Source organism: Brevundimonas sp. GW821-FHT02A10 (assembly GCF_059422025.1).
Genome location: NZ_JBWKWC010000002.1, coordinates 345,299 through 363,820 on the forward strand (window position 1 = coordinate 345,299; position 18,522 = coordinate 363,820).

The 18,522-nt window shown below is 67.5% G+C and carries 21 protein-coding genes; 7 read left to right on the forward strand and 14 right to left on the reverse strand.

Translation table 11 applies throughout. The annotated features are described in order from the left end of the window. Nucleotides 1-50: 50 nt before the first annotated feature. From AC07U0_RS08120 to mutM, 3 genes are read right to left on the reverse strand one after another with little or no spacing between them, the layout of a single operon-like run. On the reverse strand, nucleotides 51-830 hold the full coding sequence (locus AC07U0_RS08120; RefSeq protein ID WP_494719524.1) for a carbon-nitrogen hydrolase family protein: 780 nt from the start codon (nucleotides 828-830) through the stop codon (nucleotides 51-53). Beyond that, complete coding sequence (locus tag AC07U0_RS08125; protein WP_494719525.1) at nucleotides 827-1,360, reverse strand: DUF1697 domain-containing protein; 534 nt, start codon at nucleotides 1,358-1,360, stop codon at nucleotides 827-829. Before AC07U0_RS08125 ends, AC07U0_RS08120 begins: the two co-directional genes overlap by 4 nt. Nucleotides 1,361-1,370: 10 nt before the next feature. Then, on the reverse strand, nucleotides 1,371-2,234 hold the full coding sequence (mutM, locus tag AC07U0_RS08130; protein WP_494719526.1) for a bifunctional DNA-formamidopyrimidine glycosylase/DNA-(apurinic or apyrimidinic site) lyase: 864 nt from the start codon (nucleotides 2,232-2,234) through the stop codon (nucleotides 1,371-1,373). A 198-nt stretch (nucleotides 2,235-2,432) separates the two neighbouring features. On the opposite strand from mutM, the gene AC07U0_RS08135 reads away from it, so the two are divergent. Then, complete coding sequence (locus AC07U0_RS08135) at nucleotides 2,433-3,263, forward strand: phosphatase PAP2 family protein (RefSeq protein ID WP_494719527.1); 831 nt, start codon at nucleotides 2,433-2,435, stop codon at nucleotides 3,261-3,263. 3 nt (nucleotides 3,264-3,266) lie between these two features. Here the strand turns inward: AC07U0_RS08135 and AC07U0_RS08140 are convergent, their stop codons facing one another. Then, nucleotides 3,267-3,737 (reverse strand): cytochrome c, encoded by a 471-nt coding sequence (locus tag AC07U0_RS08140; RefSeq protein ID WP_494719528.1) that lies wholly within the window; start codon nucleotides 3,735-3,737, stop codon nucleotides 3,267-3,269. Nucleotides 3,738-3,883: 146 nt separating this feature from the next. Here AC07U0_RS08140 and AC07U0_RS08145 point away from each other — a divergent pair, with 146 nt between their 5' ends. Beyond that, the gene (locus tag AC07U0_RS08145) at nucleotides 3,884-5,947 is read left to right on the forward strand and encodes an OPT family oligopeptide transporter (protein ID WP_494719529.1); all 2,064 of its coding nucleotides are present in this window, start codon (nucleotides 3,884-3,886) and stop codon (nucleotides 5,945-5,947) included. 57 nt (nucleotides 5,948-6,004) lie between these two features. On the opposite strand, the gene AC07U0_RS08150 is transcribed toward AC07U0_RS08145, so the two are convergent. Next, nucleotides 6,005-6,526, reverse strand: coding sequence for a prolyl-tRNA synthetase associated domain-containing protein (locus AC07U0_RS08150; protein ID WP_494719530.1), 522 nt, complete (start codon nucleotides 6,524-6,526; stop codon nucleotides 6,005-6,007). Nucleotides 6,527-6,593: 67 nt separating this feature from the next. Here AC07U0_RS08150 and AC07U0_RS08155 point away from each other — a divergent pair, with 67 nt between their 5' ends. Next, nucleotides 6,594-7,334, forward strand: a complete 741-nt coding sequence (locus AC07U0_RS08155) for a DUF6065 family protein (RefSeq protein WP_494719531.1) — start codon at nucleotides 6,594-6,596, stop codon at nucleotides 7,332-7,334. 33 nt (nucleotides 7,335-7,367) lie between these two features. Here AC07U0_RS08155 and AC07U0_RS08160 read toward each other — a convergent pair whose 3' ends face one another. The 8 genes from AC07U0_RS08160 to glmS form a co-directional block, all read right to left on the reverse strand. Next, nucleotides 7,368-7,961, reverse strand: coding sequence for a CC0125/CC1285 family lipoprotein (locus AC07U0_RS08160; RefSeq protein WP_494719532.1), 594 nt, complete (start codon nucleotides 7,959-7,961; stop codon nucleotides 7,368-7,370). A gap of 81 nt (nucleotides 7,962-8,042) precedes the next feature. After that, a complete protein-coding gene (locus AC07U0_RS08165) occupies nucleotides 8,043-8,675 on the reverse strand; it encodes a LysE family translocator (RefSeq protein WP_494719533.1) in 633 nt (210 codons plus the stop codon). Nucleotides 8,676-8,826: 151 nt separating this feature from the next. Further along, nucleotides 8,827-9,420: a hypothetical protein gene (locus AC07U0_RS08170; RefSeq protein ID WP_494719534.1), complete on the reverse strand. Its 594-nt coding sequence runs from the start codon at nucleotides 9,418-9,420 to the stop codon at nucleotides 8,827-8,829. Nucleotides 9,421-9,489: 69 nt separating this feature from the next. Continuing rightward, nucleotides 9,490-9,945 (reverse strand): hypothetical protein, encoded by a 456-nt coding sequence (locus AC07U0_RS08175; protein WP_494719535.1) that lies wholly within the window; start codon nucleotides 9,943-9,945, stop codon nucleotides 9,490-9,492. Between the two features lie 13 nt (nucleotides 9,946-9,958). Then, nucleotides 9,959-10,420: a translation initiation factor IF-2 gene (locus tag AC07U0_RS08180; RefSeq protein WP_494719536.1), complete on the reverse strand. Its 462-nt coding sequence runs from the start codon at nucleotides 10,418-10,420 to the stop codon at nucleotides 9,959-9,961. Nucleotides 10,421-10,469: 49 nt separating this feature from the next. Next, nucleotides 10,470-11,705 (reverse strand): argininosuccinate synthase, encoded by a 1,236-nt coding sequence (locus tag AC07U0_RS08185; RefSeq protein WP_494719537.1) that lies wholly within the window; start codon nucleotides 11,703-11,705, stop codon nucleotides 10,470-10,472. A gap of 105 nt (nucleotides 11,706-11,810) precedes the next feature. After that, complete coding sequence (locus AC07U0_RS08190) at nucleotides 11,811-12,689, reverse strand: UTP--glucose-1-phosphate uridylyltransferase (RefSeq protein ID WP_494719538.1); 879 nt, start codon at nucleotides 12,687-12,689, stop codon at nucleotides 11,811-11,813. 105 nt (nucleotides 12,690-12,794) lie between these two features. After that, nucleotides 12,795-14,615, reverse strand: a complete 1,821-nt coding sequence (glmS, locus tag AC07U0_RS08195) for a glutamine--fructose-6-phosphate transaminase (isomerizing) (RefSeq protein ID WP_494719539.1) — start codon at nucleotides 14,613-14,615, stop codon at nucleotides 12,795-12,797. A 130-nt stretch (nucleotides 14,616-14,745) separates the two neighbouring features. Between glmS and glmM the strand changes: the two genes are divergently transcribed. Both glmM and AC07U0_RS08205 read left to right on the forward strand, forming a co-directional pair. Then, nucleotides 14,746-16,098, forward strand: coding sequence for a phosphoglucosamine mutase (gene glmM / locus AC07U0_RS08200; RefSeq protein ID WP_494719540.1), 1,353 nt, complete (start codon nucleotides 14,746-14,748; stop codon nucleotides 16,096-16,098). 41 nt (nucleotides 16,099-16,139) lie between these two features. Then, nucleotides 16,140-16,541 (forward strand): hypothetical protein, encoded by a 402-nt coding sequence (locus AC07U0_RS08205; RefSeq protein ID WP_494719541.1) that lies wholly within the window; start codon nucleotides 16,140-16,142, stop codon nucleotides 16,539-16,541. Between the two features lie 7 nt (nucleotides 16,542-16,548). On the opposite strand, the gene AC07U0_RS08210 is transcribed toward AC07U0_RS08205, so the two are convergent. After that, the gene (locus tag AC07U0_RS08210) at nucleotides 16,549-16,806 is read right to left on the reverse strand and encodes an Lrp/AsnC ligand binding domain-containing protein (protein ID WP_492948678.1); all 258 of its coding nucleotides are present in this window, start codon (nucleotides 16,804-16,806) and stop codon (nucleotides 16,549-16,551) included. Between the two features lie 46 nt (nucleotides 16,807-16,852). On the opposite strand from AC07U0_RS08210, the gene AC07U0_RS08215 reads away from it, so the two are divergent. Then, nucleotides 16,853-17,656, forward strand: coding sequence for an alpha/beta hydrolase (locus AC07U0_RS08215; protein WP_494719542.1), 804 nt, complete (start codon nucleotides 16,853-16,855; stop codon nucleotides 17,654-17,656). A gap of 93 nt (nucleotides 17,657-17,749) precedes the next feature. Continuing rightward, the gene (locus AC07U0_RS08220; protein ID WP_494719543.1) at nucleotides 17,750-18,427 is read left to right on the forward strand and encodes a bifunctional 4-hydroxy-2-oxoglutarate aldolase/2-dehydro-3-deoxy-phosphogluconate aldolase; all 678 of its coding nucleotides are present in this window, start codon (nucleotides 17,750-17,752) and stop codon (nucleotides 18,425-18,427) included. Nucleotides 18,428-18,522 lie beyond the last annotated feature (95 nt).

Here is an 18,522-nt window from a genome sequence, read left to right on the forward strand (position 1 = left end):
CGGCGGCGGAAAGCGGTGTCTCATGGAGCAGACATAGAGTCTAGTATTTTTTACATTAGGTCGGATTTTTCGGACATCTCCGCGAGCGGTAAATCAAACACCAGCAGGCCGGGCGCCCCGAGCGGCAGCTGCGCCGCGACCTCTCCCGACGGGTCGATAACCGAAGTAGGCCCGAGCGCCAGCCGCCCGTCCCGTTCGCCGGTGACATCGGCGGAGAGCATCCACAACCCGGTCTCGCGGCAGCGTTCGCCCCGGATTGCGTTGTGCCGGTCCTTCCAGAGCTCTGCCGCCTCGCGCCGCATCATATTGTTGGCCGGGCAGAGGATCATGCAGGCGCCGAGACCGGCGACCTCGCGAGCGGCCTCCGGGGCGGTGGTGTCGTGGCAAATATTGATCCCGAAGGTCAGGCCCCCAACCGAGAACAGGCCGGGGTCGTCGCCTGGCGTGAAACAGGCCTCGCCCTTGAGCAGATGCCGTTTGCGATAGCGGCCGACGAGGACGCCGCGCTCCACCACCGCCGCCGTATTGAACAGTCGCTCGCCGTCCGTCTCGATCAGGCCGAAGACGATCATCGGTCCGGACTTCGGCAGGCGATCCAACGTCGCCCGGAACGCCGCCGACGACAGGTCGAGCGCATGACGCCGCGCCTCATCCTCCGTCGTCAGATAGCCCTGAAGGAAGCCCTCGGGCAGGCAGAGCAGGGCAACGCCCTGCGCCGCTGCGGCTTCGACCGTCTCGATCAGCCAGGCCAGGGCGCCGTCGAGGTCGCCAATGAACTCCGGGGTCTGGGCGGCGGCGATCCGGACCGTCCCGGCAGGCGGCGCGGTCAAAGCCCAGCCATCTCGCCCAGCTTGAGCACCGTGTTCCAGTTCCGGCCGGTGCCCATGCCCAGCATCTTCGGCGTGACCTTCTTGAAGATTTCCGAGACGCCCTGACCGTTCGGGAACCAGAAATAGAGAACGCCATCCACCGCCTGGACATCCTCCCCATCGCGGCACAGGGCCTGAACGGCGTCGAGCGCGCCTGACTTGATCCCGTCCTTCATGACCATGGCCACCACCTTGGCGGGGTGAGCCTCAGCCTCCTTCGGAAACGGATTGGCGGCGATCAGTTTCGCCCACTGATCGGGCGTGCGGGCCATGGCGGCGATCTTCAGATCGAAACGGCGCGCCATCTCCGTCTCGATCGCGTCTTCCAGCGCCGCCGTCGCCATGCCGCTCTCGACCACCAGATTGCCGCTGGCCTGAAGCGTGCGCGGGTTCTTCAGCCCCATCGCCTCCGCCATCGTCCGCTGCTCGCTGACCGGCGCGCGGACGCCGCCGGTGTTCATGCCGCGGAAGAGGATGATGCGGTGGGTCATCGAGGCGGCCCTACTTCTTCTGGCAGCTCGGGCAATAGAAGGTCGAGCGCCCCGCCTGGACGATACGTTTGACCACGCCCGTGCAGCCTTCGCCGAGGCAGGGCTGGCCCTCGCGGCCATAGACGTCGAACCGGTGCTGGAAATAGCCCTGCCCGCCCTCGGCGTTGGCGAAATCCTTCAGCGTCGAACCGCCCGCCGCGATGGCGTCGTTGAGCACGTCGCGGATCACCGAGGCGAGGGTTTCCAGCCGGGGCCGCGAGACCTTGCCCGCCGCGATCAGGGGCGAGATCCGGGCGCGGTACAGGGCCTCGCAGACATAGATATTGCCCAGACCGGCGACGTTCCTCTGGTCGAGCAGCGACACCTTGATGTTCTGTTTCTTGCCGGCGAAGACCTCGGCCAGATGGGCGGCGGAGAAGCTGTTGCCGAGCGGCTCGGGCCCCATGGCGGCGAACCACGGATGGGCCTCGGCCTCCTCTGTGGGTATGAGGCCCATGAAGCCGAACCGGCGGGCGTCGGCGAAGCCCACGCGGGTCGCGAGACCGTCCTTCACCGCGCAGAAGCTCATATGCTCATGCTTGCCCGCGATGGGCGCCGGCTCCTCGAACTCCCCGATCTGGGTCCCGTCCAGGGTGAAACGGCCGGTCATGCCGAGGTGGGTCACCCAGGTCTCCCCGGTCGACAGCCGGGCCAGCAGATATTTGGCGCGCCGGTCGATGGCGGTGACGGTCGCCCCCTCCAACCGCTCGACGAAACGGTCGGGGAAGGGGAAGCGCAGATCGGGGCGATTCTGTCGCACCCGGGTCAGACGGGCGCCGACCAGAACGGGCTCCAGGCCGCGTCGGACCGTTTCGACCTCGGGAAGTTCAGGCATGGCCTCTCCTAACCCGCTGAGACGTCGGAGAGAAGCGCCGAGACAAGCGTGACTGTAACCGTTCCGGAGCCTGAACGACCCTCACATCCCTGCCGCAAAACCGAGGCGGAACCGCCACGCCGCCGTGACCTTGCCGACGCCGATCCTCGCCAGACTGCGCCCGTCCTTTGAGTTGGGGATATCGATCCGGGGGGAACGATGGACGCCGAATATACGCGGGCGCGTGCGCCCTTCACTTCCGCATGGGCGACGCCTTCTCTGGCGACGCTGCACAGCGCGATCCGCGAGGAGGCCGGGCGGCTGCGGCTGGCCGTCGGCGTGCGCGTCCGTTGGTCGGAGCCGACGACCCTGGCCCTGATCGCCGTCCTCGGCCTGTCGGCCTATTTCATCGCCTTCCCCGGCGTCGACCTCGCGGTCAGCGACGCCTTCTACCGCGTTGGCGACGGCTTCTTCCTGTCGCAGGAACCGGCGCTGAAGGCGCTGCGCAAGAGCTCCACCTGGGTCATGGGTCTGATCCTGCTGGCCGCCCTGACCGGGGTGGCGATGCGTCTGTTCCGCGACAGCGAGCGACGGACCCTGTGCGCACGCCGCTGCGGCTTCCTGCTGATCGGTCTGGCGCTGGGACCGGGACTGGTGGTCAACACTTGGCTGAAGGGAAGCTGGGGCCGGGCCCGGCCGATCCAGACCGATCTGTTCGGCGGCGAGGCCGGTTTCACCCCCGCCTGGACCCTGTCGCAGGCCTGCGCCCACAACTGCTCCTTCGTCTCCGGAGAGGCGGCCTCGGCGGCCTGGATGGTGGCGGGCCTGATCCTGCTGCCACGCGACTGGCGGGCGAAGGCGGCGGCGCCCCTGATCGCCTATGCCGTGGCCCTGTCGATGAACCGGCTGGCCTTCGGCGGCCATTATCTGTCGGACATCCTGTTGTCCTGGGCGATCACCGGACTGGTGCTGGCGGTCCTGCACCGGGTCATGGTCGCCTGCCCCTATGCGGCGCGTCAGGCGCGGGCCGGAGCCTTCGCGACGGCCTGACGGTCAGTGGCCGGGACGGACCCGGTAGGGCTGGTGGCACGACTTGCAGGTATCGCTGACCACCGCCAGCTGGGCCTTGAAGGCCTCGGTGTCCTCGGTCAGTTCGCCCAGCCTGTCGGCGGCTGCGGCATAGGCGGCGGCCTTGGCCTCGAAGTCGGCGCGATTGGCCCAGATGGCCGGCGAGGCCGTGGTCTCGCCCGGCATGTCTGTCGCGCTGGTCCCGGCGGGGAACAGACCCGGCAGGGCGTGAGCCCAGCGCGCCAGGGCCTGGGCGCTGAACGACAGCTGGCGCGGATCCGGCGTGGGCGAGGCCGCCGCCGCATTCATGGTGCTGAAGGCCACGGCTGACAGGTTGAAAGCCGCCTTCCTCGCCGCGATGGTCTCGGTCGCCGACGGTGACGCCGAGGTCTGGGCCCCCGCCGCCCCCGCCGCGCACAACAGGGCGATGACGCTGGTGACGATGATGCGGCGCATGGCGGTCTTCCTCGAAACGGATGTGGGACAGTTCGCCGCAGCGGCCTCGACGTCAAGGGATCGGATCAGGTGATCGGCCCTCATACAGCGCCGCCGTTGCCAGCGGGGGCGTTTCCGGCTTACCTCCGCGCTCAAAGAGGGACCTTATGACCGATACCCCAACCGCCGCGCCCGGCGTATCGCGCGTCAAGCGCGTCGAACTCACCATCCGCGCCCTGATCCTGGGCTGTCTGCTGGCGGTGATCTTCACCGCCGCCAACACCTATCTGGGCCTGAAGGTGGGCCTGACCTTCGCCTCGGCCATTCCGGCTGCGGTCATCTCGATGGCGATCCTGCGCGCCTTCAAGGGCTCGACCATCTGGGAGAACATGACTGTCCAGACCGTGGCCTCGGTCGGCGGGGCCATGAGCTCCATCATCTTCGTCCTGCCGGGTCTGGTCATGGTCGGCTGGTGGATGGACTTCCCGTTCTGGGAGTCGGTGGCGATCTGCGTCCTCGGCGGCGTGCTCGGCGTCACCTTCTCCATCCCGCTGCGCCGCGCCTTGGTGGTCAACGCCAACCTGCCCTACCCCGAAGGCGTCGCCGCCGCCGAGGTGCTGACGGTCGGCTCCCCCGGCGTGGACCAGAGCGAAGAAGCCGTGCGCGAGAACAAGGCCGGCCTCGGCGTCGTCATCGTCGGCGCCATCGTCTCGGCCGCCTTCGCCTTCCTGATCGCCGCGCGCGCCTTCGCCGGCGAGACGGCCAAATTCCTCAAGCTTCCCGCCTTCCTCGGCGGCGGAGCCACCGGCGTCGGCTTCGGCATGCAGTTCGCCCTTCTGGGCGCTGGTCACCTGATCGGCCTGACCGTGGGTCTGGCCCAGCTGTTCGGCCTGATCCTGGCCTGGTGCATCGCCGTGCCGCTGCTGACCTCGCCCGACGTCGTGGCCTTCCTCGGCTCGCATTTCGGCATCCATTCGCTGGCCGCCACCCTCGCCTCGGCCCCGGCCGAGGAGCTGGCCTCCAAGGTCTGGCGCAATGAGGTCCGCTTCATGGGCGCCGGCGTCATCGGCGTCGCAGCCATCTGGACCCTGATCAAATTGCTCGGCCCGCTGGTCGGCGGCCTGACTTCCGCCCTCGCGGCCCAACGGCGCCGCGCCGGTGGCGAGGTCCTCGACCGCACCGAACAGGACATTCCGATCGGCATCGTCGGCGGCCTGTCGATCATCGCCCTCGTCGGCATCGCCACGGTCCTGGCCCTGTTCACCCAGGGCACGCCGCTGGCCGCCAGCGCCCCGATCCTCGTCATCGGCGGTCTGGTCTATGTGATCGTCATCGGCTTCGCCGTCGCCGCCATCTGCGGCTATATGGCCGGCCTGATCGGCTCGTCGAACAGCCCGGTCTCGGGCGTCGGCATCATCGCCATCGTCGTCGCCTCCCTGCTGATGCTGGTGGTGATGGCGATCGCCAATGTCCCCGCCGATCCGTCCTTCGTGGCCTTCGCCCTGATGGTGACCGCGGTCGTCTTCGCCGTCGCCGTCATCGCCAACGACAACCTTCAGGATCTCAAGACCGGCCAGCTGGTCGAGGCCACGCCCTGGCGTCAGCAGGTCGCCCTGATCGTCGGCGTCGTCGCCGGCGCCCTGGTCATCCCCTTCATCCTGAGCCAGCTGAACGGCGCCTTCGGCTTCGAAGGCGGCCCCAAGGGCATCGCCGACGCCCCGCTGGCCGCCCCGCAGGCGACCCTGATCTCGGCCCTGGCCAAGGGCGTCATCTCCGGCGAGCTGCGTTGGGACCTGATCGGCGTCGGCGCCGTCATCGGCGTCGTCATCATCATCCTCGACGCCATTCTCGAGAAGGCGACCAGGGGCAAGATCAAGCTGCCGCCTCTGGCCGTCGGCATCGGCTTCTACCTGCCCGCCGCCGTCACCACCATGCTGGTGGTCGGCGCCGTGGTCGGCTGGTTCTACGACAAGGCCATCGCCGGCACCAAATACGCCGACGTCGGCCGCCGCATGGGCGTGCTGCTGGCCTCGGGCCTGATCGTGGGCGAGAGCCTGTTCGGGGTCCTGCTGGCGGGCGTCATCGTCGGCACGGGCAAGGAAAGCCCCTTCGGCCTGATCCCCGAAGGCTCGGCCTGGCCGGCCATGCTGGCGGGCGTCGTCGCCTTCGCCGTCCTGAGCTTCGTTCTCTACGGCTGGATCAAGCGGGTCTCGGTCAAGGTCGCGGGCTAACCGCTTCCAGCCACCGCGACGACAAGGGGCGCATCCGCCGGATGCGCCCCTTTTTCGTTAGGGAGCCTCGAAATCCACCACGATCGGCTCCCGGCCCAGCAGGCTCATCACCCGCCGGAAGGCCGCCTGGTCCAGCGCCGTGGTCGCCGTATTGATCAGGGGGTGGAAGTTGACGAGGGCCGCCTCATGCAGTCGCTTGTCGAGGACGAAGGTCACCCGCCGGTCGAGATCATTGATCAGCCCCAGCGCCGTCACCGAGCCCGGCCTCACGCCCAGGGTCTCGTACATCAGGCCCTCATTGCCGAAGGACAGATTGCCCGTCGCCTCCAGCGCCGTCCTCGCCCGCTTCAGGTCGATGACCGTGTCCTGGGCCGCCGAGATCAGCCACAGCCGCCCCTTCTTGTCCTTCAGGAACAGGTTCTTGGTGTGGACGCCCGGCAGGTCGGCCTTGAGGTCGAGCCCCTCCTCGACGCGGAACACCGCCGGATGGTCGTGAGTAAGCTGATCCACGCCATTCTCCGCCATCCAGGCCAGCAGGCGATCACGATCGTAGGCGGGAACAACAGGCGTGTCGGACATGGTTGAGGTCGGGGCGGAGGACGGGCTAGGAATGGCGCCTGTCCCGCTTACAGAACGGAGCCCGGCCTTGGAACTGGAATGCTATCCGATGACGGCGACGCCGCCGGACCTCGTGCCCGGCCGCCAGTCCCGCAACTGGATGGACGCCTTCATCTCGCGCCACCCCTATCGCTGCCTGCCGCTGAACATGGCCAATACGACGGGGTGGGAGATCCTCTGCCCCTTCGGCTTCACCGCCGAATGGAACGGCGGGCCGCAGCAGTCAGATATTACCATCACGCCCGACCGACCCCAGCCGACGCTGAGCCATTTCGTGACCTCGCACTTCTCGCGCGGCGTCCTGACCATGCATCCCCAGTATCTGTTCCGCACGCCGCCCGGCTGGGGGATGCAGTGCTCGGGATCGCCCAACCATGTGAAGGACGGCATCCAGCCCCTGGTCGGGTTGATCGAGACCGACTGGCTGCCCTTCCCCTTCACGATGAACTGGATCTTCACGCGGCCGGGCCGGATCAAGTTCGAGAAGGGCGAGCCCTTCTGCTTCATCACCCTTCTGGAGCACAAGAAGATCGAGGCCTTCCAGCCGGTCATCCGGACGCTGGAATCCAATCCGGTCATGGCCGGCCAGTTCGAGGCGTGGAACCGCCAGCGCACCGACTTTAACACCCGCCTGGCCTCGGGCGATCCCGACGCGGCCAAGGAGGCGTGGCAGCGCTTCTACTTCAAGGGCGAACTGCCCGAGGACCTCGGCAACGCCCCCGCCAGCCACTCCAACAAGCGCCGTCTGAAGTCGCCGAGGATCGGGTAGAGATCCTCCCCCATCGGGGGAGGATTTTGAGGCTTACGAACCCGCCCGCGTCACGCGCGGCCCAAGGTTGGCGATGACCTCGCCGGCGTCGAAGGCGTTGGGGTCGCCGGCGGGCTTGGCGCCGCGGCCCATGACGATCTCCGAGGAGGCTTCGTAGCGGTCGATCTGGCGGACGTCCCAGTCATTGAAGCCCGGACCCCAGCCACGGCCCCACGGGCTACCCCAGGGGCTCCAGCCGCCGTTGCCGTAGAAGCGCCAGGACGGGCCCCAGTAGCCGCCGTAACGGCTGCCGTAGAAGGGATCGCTATAGGGTCCGACGCCGCCCAGGGTCTGGTAGCGGGTGTCGCGGTCGGTGGCGCGGTTGACCGTGGCGAACCAGTCGAAGCCGTTCTGCTTGGTCAGTTCGGCCGAGCGCAGCAGCAGCCCCATCTCGACCTGTTCGCGCGAGGTCACGGAGTTGCCCGCGAAGCTGACCCGGAAGCGGTCGTTTTCCAGCCGCTGCTCGGCGTAGCCGCCGCGCGCGCCGCCGGTGCCGACGGGCTGGTAGGGCGTCGATGTGGCGCAGGCGGCGAGCGCCAGGCTCGCGGCCGCCGCGAGCAGAACCGGTTTGAGGAAACGCGTCTTCATCACTGAACTCCCATGGCGGCCGCACGACCGCCTTTTCTGCTCAACGGGTGATAACCGTATCCGTTCCGGACCGGTAACCCCTTACAATCGTGAAACAATCAGAACCGCGGCAAGCAAAAGCAGGACGCCGACGAAAATCCCGAACCCGCGCCGGAACCGGGGCTCCGACAGGCGGCGGGCCAGCGCGGCTCCACCTAGACCGTAAGCGCTCATCGCCAGCACGTCCATGCTGATGGTGGCCATCGCGAACAACAACAGTTGCGGAACGATCGGCCGCTGAACGTCGAGGAACGGCGGCAGGACGGCGGTGAAAAACAGGATGGCCTTGGGGTTGGCGATCTGGACCATGAAGCCGTTCACGATGGCGCTGCGGTCGCGCACCGTGACGATCGCTTTTGGCTGGCTTTCGTTGGCGAAGGCGCCGCGCAGCGCCTTGATCCCCAGCCAGGCCACATAGAGGGCGCCGCCGATGGCGACCAGTTTGAACACCTGCGGAAAGGCCGCCACCAGCGCGCCCAGACCAAGCGCCGCCGCCCCGAACCAGACCAGGGTCGCGGCATTCATCCCGACCACGCTCTGCAGCGCCGCCGCCCGGCCCCGCTCCACGCCGACGGCGACCTGGAAGACATTGGCCGGTCCAGGGGTGATCGCCATCACCGCCATGACGCCGAGAAAGGCGCCGTACAGATGCGGATCGACGGGAAGGCTGTTCATGCGCGGGCTTTCAGCCACGCCGGGTCTTCAGGTCAAGCGCGCAAACGAAAAGGGCCGACCTTTCGGCCGGCCCTGACTCCGGATCGAGGTGGGGGCCTCATGGCGATCCGGAGGACTGATCCCGTTCCAGTTCTGGGGAGAGTGGAAGGTCTCAGGGGTGCGTATGCGGCGTGTGATTCGCATGCGCGTCAGCGGCGGCGGCTTCTGCGTCCGCCTCCGCATCCCGGGCGGCCTCTGCGGCCTCGGCCTTGTCGTCGTCGCCGGCCTCGGCGATCGCGTCCATCGCCTGATCGACGCCGTACTGGGCCATCAGGCCGTAGGTGACCATCTGCTCCGGGTCGTTCTGGGCCCAGGCGCCGTTGCGGGCCATGCCGGTCGCGCCGGTCAGGGCCGCCTGAACCTCGGGGGTGTCCAGGGCCTCATGGACCAGGGCGTCCACGTCGATATTGGCCAGGGCCTCCGAGGCGATCTGGCCGGCGTGCTGGCTGACCACGGCGGTAAAGACGGCGACCTCGGGCTGGTACTCCGACCACAGGGTCGCGATCTTCATTTCGCGCTGGGCGTCGGTCAGGGACTTGTCGTCATTGATGGCCTCGGCGCGTTCGCCGAAGGCCTCCATCCGGGCCTCGAAGGCGCTGGCGGCAGCCTCGATGGCGGCTTCGGACGGGGTCTTGCGCTCATCGGCGACCGCCTGCGTCAGGGGCAGGACGGCGAGGGCGGCGGCGAGGCTCAGGATCTTGATCATGGCGCGGCTTCCTTGCGGGATATGTCGGGAAAATCCTCCCCGAACCCCGCTACCGCAAGTTACTTCGCGTTAAGGCGCCGGCGGGGTCGCCGCCGGAACTGAAGTCGTGGCCGCCAGATGGTGGTCGCGGATCATGCCGGGCATGTCGCGGACCTGCTGCACGGCGGCGCGGGCCCGGGCCTGATCGTCCGGCGCAACCGGACGGCTGGCGATCAAGGCCGCGACCATCTCGGCGAAGGCGTCGGCCTTGGGCTGGTATCTGGCGACGATGGCGTCGGTCGCCGTCTTCAGGGCGGCGGCGTCGGCGCCGGAAGCGGTCTTCGCCGCCTCAAGCTCTCTCGCCATATCGTCCATCTGGGTCTCGAAGGCGGCGGCGGCGGCCTCGACCGCCGCCTCGTCCGGAACCGCCGTCGTCGCCGGGGCGACGGCCGACGGCGCCGTCCGCACAGGGCCGTCATCCTGAGCCAACGCTCCCGTCGCCGTCAGGACGGTCAGGGCGGCGGCGAGGCTCAGGATCCGGATCATCGGGCGCGTCCGACTACTGGGCCGGGGCCGGAGCCGGCGCGGCGGCGGCTTCTTCCATCTGGGCGCGCATCATGGCCGGCAGGTTGCGCAGTTGCGCCATGCCCGCGGTGAGCTTGGCCTGCATCTCGGCGCGCCGGTCTTCCGGAGCGGCCGCGATTTCCTTGCCGGCGAACGCTTCGAGCTCGTTCGCGAAGGTGTCGACTTCAGGCTGGTACTTGGCCTGGATGGCGTCGAGATCGACCTTCTTCTTGGCGGCGTCGGCGCCCGAGGCGGTAACGGCGGTCTGCATTTCGGCGGCCATGGCCTGGACGTGGGCGCTGAACACCTCGGCCTTTTCCTCGAACGCGGCCTCCTCGGGCGAGGTCGCCTCTTCCGCCGGAGCCGCCTGCGGAGCCGGAGCGGGCGCCGTCTGGGCGAAGGCCGGAGCCGAAAGGGTCAGGGCGGCCGCGGCGGCCAGCAGGGTCAATTTACGCATCGCAGGTCTCTCGAATGGAGATGAAAGGAGCAGGCACTTTCTGTCGGCGTCAGCCCCGCGCGTTGCGCTTGGCCAGCACTCGCAGACGCAGGGCGTTCAACTTGATGAAGCCTGCGGCGTCATTGTGGTCATAGGCCTGGACGCCCTCTTCGAAGGTCACCAGATCCTGATCGTACAGGCTGTAAGGGCTCTCGCGGCCGATGATCGAGACATTGCCCTTGTAGAGCTTGACCGTCACCGTGCCCGACACCTTCTGCTGGGAGTAGTCAATGGCCGCCTGCAGCATCTCGCGCTCCGGGGCGAACCAGAAGCCGTTGTAGATCAGCTCGGCGTATTTCGGCATCAGCTGGTCCTTCAGGTGCATCGAGCCCCCGTCCAGCGTGATCGATTCCATGCCGCGGTGCGCGGCCAGCAGGATGGTGCCGCCGGGAGTCTCATAGACGCCGCGCGACTTCATCCCGACGTAGCGGTTCTCGACCAGATCGAGACGGCCGACGCCGTTGTCGTGGCCCAGCTCGTTGAGCTTGGTCAGCAGGGTCGCCGGCGACATGGCCACGCCGTCGATGGCGACCGGATCGCCCTTCTCGAAGGTCATGGTGAAGACGTGCGGCGTGTCCGGCGCGTCCTCGGGCGAAATGGTGCGCTGGTGAACGAACTCGGGGGCCTCGACCGCCGGGTCTTCCAGCACCTTGCCCTCGGATGACGAGTGCAGAAGGTTGGCGTCGACCGAGAACGGCGCCTCGCCGCGCTTGTCCTTGGCGATCGGGATCTGGTTCTTCTCGGCGAAGTCCAGCAGGGCCTCGCGGCTACGGTATTCCCACTCGCGCCAGGGGGCGATCACGCGGATGTCGGGCTCCAGGGCGTAATAGCCGATCTCGAAGCGGACCTGGTCGTTGCCCTTGCCGGTCGCGCCGTGACAGACGGCGTCGGCGCCGACCATGCGGGCGATCTCGATCTGGCGCTTGGCGATCAGCGGGCGAGCGATGGAGGTGCCCAGCAGATACTGGCCCTCATAGACGGCGTTGGCGCGGAACATCGGGAAGACGAAGTCGCGCACGAACTCCTCGCGCAGGTCGTCGATGAAGATGTTCTCGGGCTTGATGCCCATCTTCAGCGCCTTCTCGCGCGCCGGGCCCAGCTCCTCGCCCTGACCCAGGTCGGCGGTGAAGGTCACGACCTCGGCGTTATATTCGGTCTGCAGCCACTTCAGGATGATCGAGGTGTCCAGACCGCCGGAATAGGCGAGGACGACCTTCTTGACGGGCTTGTCGGAAGCTTTGGACATGGCGGGACCTTCGGGAGAGCGGCAGGCAGGCGCACAAGGCGTGTTTGCGGGCGCTTAAAGGACCAGACGCCCCCCGATGCAAGGGCCGGAATGCGGCGAAGGCTTCTAGAGCAGGTCCGCGATCGCCGCCCGGGCGGCCGCGCCGAGGGTCTGGTGCTTCAGCGCATAGGCGACATTGGCGCGCAGCAGGCCCACAGCGTCGCCGCAGTCATAGGTCGTGCCCTCGTATTCCAGGGCGTGGAAGTCCTTGACCTTCATGAGCCGCGCCATGGCGTCGGTCAGCTGGATCTCGCCGCCCGCGCCGGTCTGCTGGTCGGCCAGCAGAGGGAAGATGTCGGGTGTCAGCACATAGCGGCCCGAGATGAACAGGTTCGACGGCTCGGTGCCGAGCGGCGGCTTCTCGACCATGCCGGTCATGCGGTTCAGCCGGCCGTCCTGACCGTCCAGAGCCACGATGCCGTATTTATAGGTCTCGCCCTCGGGGGCCGGCTCGACCACGACGATATTGCCGCCGGTCTTCTCATGGGCGGCGATGGCCTGCCCCAGGGCGGGCGTATCGGCCATCATCAGCATATCGGGCAGGATCACCGCGAAGGGCTCGTCGCCGATCAGGTCGCGGGCGCAGAAGACGGCGTGACCGAGGCCCAGCGGCGCCATCTGGCGCACGAAGCTCATCTCGCCCGGCTTGGGCAGATCGGCCTGGACCAGCTGCAGGATGTCGTCCTTGCCCTTGGCCTTGAGGATGGCCTCGATCTCATAGGCGTGGTCGAAATAGTCCTCGACCGCCGACTGGCCGCGGCCGACCACGAAGATGAAATGCTCGATCCCGGCGGCGCGGGCTTCCTCGACGATGTGCGACAGGATCGGCCGGTCGAAGACATTGAGCATGTTCTTCGGCGTCGTCTTGGCGGCGGGCAGGACCCGCGTTCCGAGGCCGGCGACAGGAAGCACGGCCTTACGCACGCGAGGATTTGCAGACGACATCAAGTTCCAGCCCGGGGAGTTCTTCTGACAGCCGAACGATCATAGGCCGGTTTGCGTTGCCGGTGGAACCCGCCCCGCGCGCCGCCCCTGTTCGGCGAAGCGTCGTTACTCGACCGTGACGGACTTGGCGAGGTTTCTCGGCTGATCGACGTCGGCGCCCTTCACCACGGCCACATGATAGGCCAGCAGCTGGATCGGGGCGGACATCACCAGGGTCGAAACCAACGGATCGCTGGCCGGGGCCGTGACCACCACCCGCGCGCCGACAGGGGCGTGTTTGGCGCCTTCCGGATCAGTGATGAAGACCACCTGCCCGCCGCGCGCCATGACCTCACTCATGTTCGAGGCCGACTTCTCGAAATAGGAGTCATAGGGCGCGAGGATGATGATCGGCGTCTTGTCGTCGACCAGGGCGATCGGCCCGTGCTTCAGTTCGCCGGCGGCATAGCCCTCGGCGTGGATATAGCTGATCTCCTTCAGCTTCAGTGCGCCTTCCAGCGCCAGCGCCGACATCGGACCGCGGCCAAGGAACAGCACGTCGCGGGCCTTGGCGATGTCGACGGCGATCTCCTTGAGCGCGTCCTCCAGACCGATGGCCTCGGCGATCAGGCGAGGGGCCTCCAGCATCACCTTGACCATCCGCTCTTCCTCGGCGGCGTCGATCATGCCGCGCGACTTGGCGGCGGCGACGGCCAGGGCGATCATGACGCTGACCTGGGCTGTGAAGGCCTTGGTCGACGCCACGCCGATCTCCGGTCCGCAGTGGATCGGCCAGACCACATCGACCTCGCGGGCCATGGTCGATTCCTGGGCATTGACCACCACCGCGCTCTTCATCCCCTTGGCCTTGCAGTAGCGCAGGGCGGCCAGGGTGTCGGCGGTCTCGCCCGACTGGGACATGGCGATAACCAGCGAGCCCGGGCGCAGGGCCGGCTGGCGATAACGGAACTCCGAGGCGATCTCGACGTCCACCGGCAGGTCAGCCAGCTGTTCGATCAGATATTTGCCGATCACCCCGGCGATATAGGAGGTGCCGCAGGCGACGATCTGGATCCGCTCCAGCGCCTTGAAGTCGAGATCGCCCGGCATGGCGGCGCGCGAGGTCAGGGCGTCGACATAGGCCGCGATGGTGCGCTGGCAGCCTTCGGGCTGATCATGGATCTCCTTTTCCATGAAGTGCCGGTAGTTGCCCTTCTCCATCATGACGGCGGAGGTCGGCACCACCTTGACCGGGCGGGCCACAGCCGCGCCCGAGGCGTCGAAGATGCGGGCGCTGTCGTGGTCGATGGCGACGTAATCGCCCTCTTCCAGATAGATGACGCGGTTGGTGAAGGGCCCGACGGCCAGAGCGTCCGAACCCAGGAACATCTCGCCCTGCCCCTCGCCCACCACCAGCGGACTGCCGCGGCGAGCGCCCAGGATCAGATTGTCCGCGCCCTCGATCAGCACGGCCAGGGCATAGGCGCCCGTCAGCCGGTCCAGCGTCGCCTTGAAGGCTTCCAGCGGCGCCAGGCCCGTCGCCAGCTCGGCGTCCACCAGCTGGGCGATGACCTCTGTGTCTGTATCGCTTTCGAAGGTGCGGCCGGTCGCGGCCAGTTCGGCCTTCAGCTCTGCGAAATTCTCGATGATGCCGTTGTGGACCAGCGTCACCCGGCCAGCGGTATGGGGGTGGGCGTTCCTGACGTTCGGCGCGCCGTGGGTGGCCCAGCGCACATGACCGATGCCGTTCCGGGCGACCAGGGGCTGTTCGGCCAGCACGGCCTCGAGGTTCTTGATCTTGCCCTGGGCCCGGCGGCGCTCGACCTTTCCGTCCACGACGGCGGCCACGCCGGCCGAGTCATAGCCCCGGTACTCGAGCCGCTTGAGGCTGTCGATCAGCCGGTCCGCGACGGGCTGGGTCCCGACGATGCCGATGATGCCGCACATGATATTCGCTCCACGGGGACTGAACCCAGCTCGCCTCTATGGGATATTAGGACTCCACGCTGCTAAAATGGCGTTTCGGATGATTTCCGGACCCGGATAAGAAGCGGGCGCGACCACAAGGAGACCCGGCATGGGCGACAGAAAATATTTCGGCACCGACGGCATTCGCGGCAAGGCCAATGTCTCGCCGATGACCGCCGAGGTCGCCCTGCGCGTCGGCCTCGCCGCCGGACGCCTGTTCATGTCGGGCGACGATCGCCGCCATCTGGTGGTCATCGGCAAGGACACCCGGCTGTCGGGTTATATGCTGGAGCCCGCCCTCGTCGCCGGCTTCGCCTCGGTCGGCATGGACGTACGCACCTTCGGCCCCCTTCCGACGCCGGGCGTGGCCATGATGACCCGCTCCATGCGCGCCGACCTCGGCGTGATGATCTCGGCCAGCCACAACGACTATGCCGACAACGGCATCAAGCTTTTCGGCCCCGACGGCTACAAGCTCTCCGACGAGATCGAGCTCAAGATCGAGGCCCTGATGGACGCCAGCCTCGACGCCGGTCTTGCCCCGTCCAACCGCCTCGGCCGGGTCAAGCGCCACGACGAGGTCCCGGCCCGCTATATCGAGATCGCCAAGTCCGCCTTCCCCAAACGCCTCAGCCTCAAGGGCCTGCGCGTCGCCATCGATTGCGCCAACGGCGCCGGCTACAAGGTCGCGCCGACCACCCTGTATGAGCTCGGCGCCGAGGTCTTCCCCGTCGGCGTCGAACCGAACGGAACCAATATCAACGCCGACTGCGGCTCGACCCATCCGGCGACCCTGGCCGAGGCCGTCAAACGCTACCGCGCCGACATCGGCATCGCCCTGGACGGTGACGCCGACCGGGTCATCATCTGCGACGAGAAGGGTCAGGTCGTCGACGGCGACCAGATCATGGCCCTCGTCGGCCTCGACTTCGCCCGGCGCGGTCGTCTCAGCGGCGGCGGCGTCGTCGCCACCGTCATGTCCAACCTCGGCCTCGAGCGCCGCCTCAAGGCCGAGGGCCTGACGCTGGAGCGCACCAAGGTCGGCGACCGCTATGTCATGGAGCGGATGCGCGAGGGCGGCTTCAACATCGGCGGCGAACAGTCGGGCCACATCATCCTGCACGACCACGCCACCACCGGCGACGGCCTGATGGCGGCCCTGCAGGTGCTGGCCGTGCTGGTCGAGAGCGGCAAGCCGATGAGCGAACTGGCCCGCCAGTTCGATCCCGTGCCGCAACTGCTGGAAAACGTCCGCTTCACCGCCGGCAAGCCGCTGGAAAGCGCCAACGTCAAGGCCGCCATCGCCGAGGCCGAAAACGCCCTCAACGGCACGGGCCGCCTTCTGGTCCGCCCCTCGGGCACTGAGAAACTGATCCGCGTCATGGCCGAGGGCGACGACGAGGCTCTGGTCAAACGCGTAGTGGCGGACGTCTCGGCGGCGGTGCGTTCGGCGGGGTTATGAGGCCGGGCCTCCTGGCGGCGGTGACGTGCCTCGCCATACCTATGGCCGCCTGCGACTTCCCTCACGGCCTTTATTCGTCGGGCCGTCTTTCAACGCCCATGGATGAAGGGTGCGTCACAGCTGCACTCGCTTCTGTTCCCGGCGTCACCCTTATCAGCCAACACGATTTCGCCGACGAGAGCTATGAACTCTGGCCCGCTTCAGGTCGGGTCCAGATACGATCCCACGGCTGGATCTACGGCTTCGGATTTGCGCACCCGGCGATCCTTCAGATTCGAAGCGATAGCCGTGGTCGCATAGACTACTTCAACGGTCTTCAACGCCTTGGCCCCGGGTTTTCCGCCAAAGAGACGACGGCGTTTGAAACCGCCATGCGCGGGATCGACGGCGCGTTGCAGGCGCGCTGCGGCCTGACGCGGGACCTTGAAATACACCGACGCTAGAAGGCCTCTACTTCCCGCTCGGCAGGAAGGGCGAGAAGGTGATCACCGTGAAGGTGTCGCGGATATGCGGCCGGGTCTGGACGGATTTCGTGACGAAGGTCCCGATGTCCATTTCCTTCGGCAGCTGGAACTTGGCCAGCAGGTCGTACTGGCCCGAGGTCGAATAGACCTCCGAGACGTTCTCGACGTTGTCCACCATGTCGGCGGCGACATCGTTGGCGTGCCCCAGCTCGCATTTGATGAAGACGAAGATGGCGGTCATCATGGCGGCGGCTCCTCCGGCGTTTGGAGCGTCTCTAGCGGATGGTTGCGTGACAGACGAGATCGATCTGGAGGCGGAGTACAACAACCGCGCCCGCGTCCCCGATCACATGGAGGCCATGGGCCGGTGGAAGGCGACGGCTGAGGCCGCCCGCGCCGCCCGGCCGCCCGAGACCATCGCCTACGGCCCCGGCCCGCGCGAGGTCATGGACTTCTTCTCCGCCGGACCTGACGCCCCCGTCGCCGTCTTCCTGCACGGCGGCTACTGGCAGGCGCTGGACAAGGACTGGTTCAGCGGCCTGGCCCCGGCCCTGCTGCAGCACGGCGTCAGTCTCGCCGTCCCGTCCTACGACCTCGCCCCCAATGTGCGGCTGGGCCGGATTCTCGAACAGGTCCGCACGGCCGTCGATCTGATCCGCGGCCGCACCGGCAAACGCCCGATGGTCTTCGGCCATTCGGCGGGCGGCCATATGTCGGCGGGCATGCTGTCCGAGGGCCGCGCCTCCGCCGCCCTGGCCATCTCCGGCGTCTTCGACCTGCGTCCGCTGGTCGGCACCTCGATTAACACCGCGCTCGATCTCAACCTCAACGAGGCCGCCGCCCTGTCGCCGGTCTTCTGGCCCATCCCCAACGGCTCGACCCCGGGCGGCACGGTGCTGGACTGCGTCGTCGGCGGCGACGAGAGCCCGGAGTTCCTGCGCCAGTCGAGAATGATGGCCGACCACTGGGGCCAGAACGGCGTCGAAACCCGCTACGAGGCCCTGCCCGGCCTCAACCACTTCACCGTTCTGGGTCCGTTGCTCGATCCCGACAGCGCGCTGGTGAAGCGGATCGTCGAACTGGCGAAACAATAAGTTCCGCGTGCAAACCTTCCCCGCCGACCACCGGTTGCGATAGGACACCTCCAGCCCCCGGACCGACCCGGTCCCACCAGCCAGAGCCTCCCGATGCGCCATAACCGCCTGACCGTCCTGACCGCCCTCGAAGCGCAAGGCGTCGCGCCGGTCTTCTATCATCCGGATCCCGAGGTCTGCCTGAACATCATCCGCGCCTGCGCGCGCGGCGGCGCTCCCGCCGTCGAGTTCACCAACCGGGGCGACTTCGCCGCCGACCTGTTCGGCGAAATCCATCGCGAACTGATCCGCACCGACCCGCAGGTCGTGCTCGGCATCGGCTCCATCGTCGATGCCCCGACGGCCGCCCTCTATATGTCGCGCGGCGCCCGCTTCGTGGTTTCGCCCTGCTTGGTTCCGGAAGTGGCCAGGGTCTGCAACCGGCACATGGTCGCCTATTTCCCGGGCTGCGGCTCGGTGACCGACATCGGCGAGGCCCAGGAGCTGGGCTGCGAGATCGTCAAACTGTTCCCCGGCTCCAGCGTCGGCGGCGCCGACTTCGTCAAGGCGGTGCTGGGCCCGATGCCCTGGACCAAGATCATGCCGACCGGCGGCGTCGACCCCGATGAAGCCTCCATCGCCAAATGGTTCGGCGCCGGCATCGTCGCGGCGGGCATGGGCTCCAAACTGATCACCGACGCCGCCATCAAGGCCAAGGACTGGGCCGGCATCGAAGCCAATGTGAAGATGGCCGTCGACAACATCGCGGCCTTCCGGGCGAGCAAGAAATAATCACCGTCATCCTCGGGCTCGTCCCGGGGACCCATGGTAGCGACGGCGTGCAGGCGTCGACGTTCCGCTCGCTGACATCTGGGTCCTCGGGACGA

What these genes read in the sequence shown, in the direction of transcription:
- AC07U0_RS08125 (WP_494719525.1), bottom strand. Translation starts at nt 1,360, where the DNA reads ATGACCCACCGCATCATCCTCTTCCGCGGCATGAACACCGGCGGCGTC.
- mutM (WP_494719526.1), bottom strand. Translation starts at nt 2,234, where the DNA reads ATGCCTGAACTTCCCGAGGTCGAAACGGTCCGACGCGGCCTGGAGCCC.
- AC07U0_RS08135 (WP_494719527.1), top strand. Translation starts at nt 2,433, where the DNA reads ATGGACGCCGAATATACGCGGGCGCGTGCGCCCTTCACTTCCGCATGG.
- AC07U0_RS08140 (WP_494719528.1), bottom strand. Translation starts at nt 3,737, where the DNA reads ATGCGCCGCATCATCGTCACCAGCGTCATCGCCCTGTTGTGCGCGGCG.
- AC07U0_RS08145 (WP_494719529.1), top strand. Translation starts at nt 3,884, where the DNA reads ATGACCGATACCCCAACCGCCGCGCCCGGCGTATCGCGCGTCAAGCGC.
- AC07U0_RS08150 (WP_494719530.1), bottom strand. Translation starts at nt 6,526, where the DNA reads ATGTCCGACACGCCTGTTGTTCCCGCCTACGATCGTGATCGCCTGCTG.
- AC07U0_RS08160 (WP_494719532.1), bottom strand. Translation starts at nt 7,961, where the DNA reads ATGAAGACGCGTTTCCTCAAACCGGTTCTGCTCGCGGCGGCCGCGAGC.
- AC07U0_RS08165 (WP_494719533.1), bottom strand. Translation starts at nt 8,675, where the DNA reads ATGAACAGCCTTCCCGTCGATCCGCATCTGTACGGCGCCTTTCTCGGC.
- AC07U0_RS08170 (WP_494719534.1), bottom strand. Translation starts at nt 9,420, where the DNA reads ATGATCAAGATCCTGAGCCTCGCCGCCGCCCTCGCCGTCCTGCCCCTG.
- AC07U0_RS08175 (WP_494719535.1), bottom strand. Translation starts at nt 9,945, where the DNA reads ATGATCCGGATCCTGAGCCTCGCCGCCGCCCTGACCGTCCTGACGGCG.
- AC07U0_RS08180 (WP_494719536.1), bottom strand. Translation starts at nt 10,420, where the DNA reads ATGCGTAAATTGACCCTGCTGGCCGCCGCGGCCGCCCTGACCCTTTCG.
- AC07U0_RS08185 (WP_494719537.1), bottom strand. Translation starts at nt 11,705, where the DNA reads ATGTCCAAAGCTTCCGACAAGCCCGTCAAGAAGGTCGTCCTCGCCTAT.
- AC07U0_RS08190 (WP_494719538.1), bottom strand. Translation starts at nt 12,689, where the DNA reads ATGTCGTCTGCAAATCCTCGCGTGCGTAAGGCCGTGCTTCCTGTCGCC.
- glmS (WP_494719539.1), bottom strand. Translation starts at nt 14,615, where the DNA reads ATGTGCGGCATCATCGGCATCGTCGGGACCCAGCCCGTCGCGGACCGG.
- glmM (WP_494719540.1), top strand. Translation starts at nt 14,746, where the DNA reads ATGGGCGACAGAAAATATTTCGGCACCGACGGCATTCGCGGCAAGGCC.
- AC07U0_RS08205 (WP_494719541.1), top strand. Translation starts at nt 16,140, where the DNA reads ATGGCCGCCTGCGACTTCCCTCACGGCCTTTATTCGTCGGGCCGTCTT.
- AC07U0_RS08210 (WP_492948678.1), bottom strand. Translation starts at nt 16,806, where the DNA reads ATGATGACCGCCATCTTCGTCTTCATCAAATGCGAGCTGGGGCACGCC.
- AC07U0_RS08220 (WP_494719543.1), top strand. Translation starts at nt 17,750, where the DNA reads ATGCGCCATAACCGCCTGACCGTCCTGACCGCCCTCGAAGCGCAAGGC.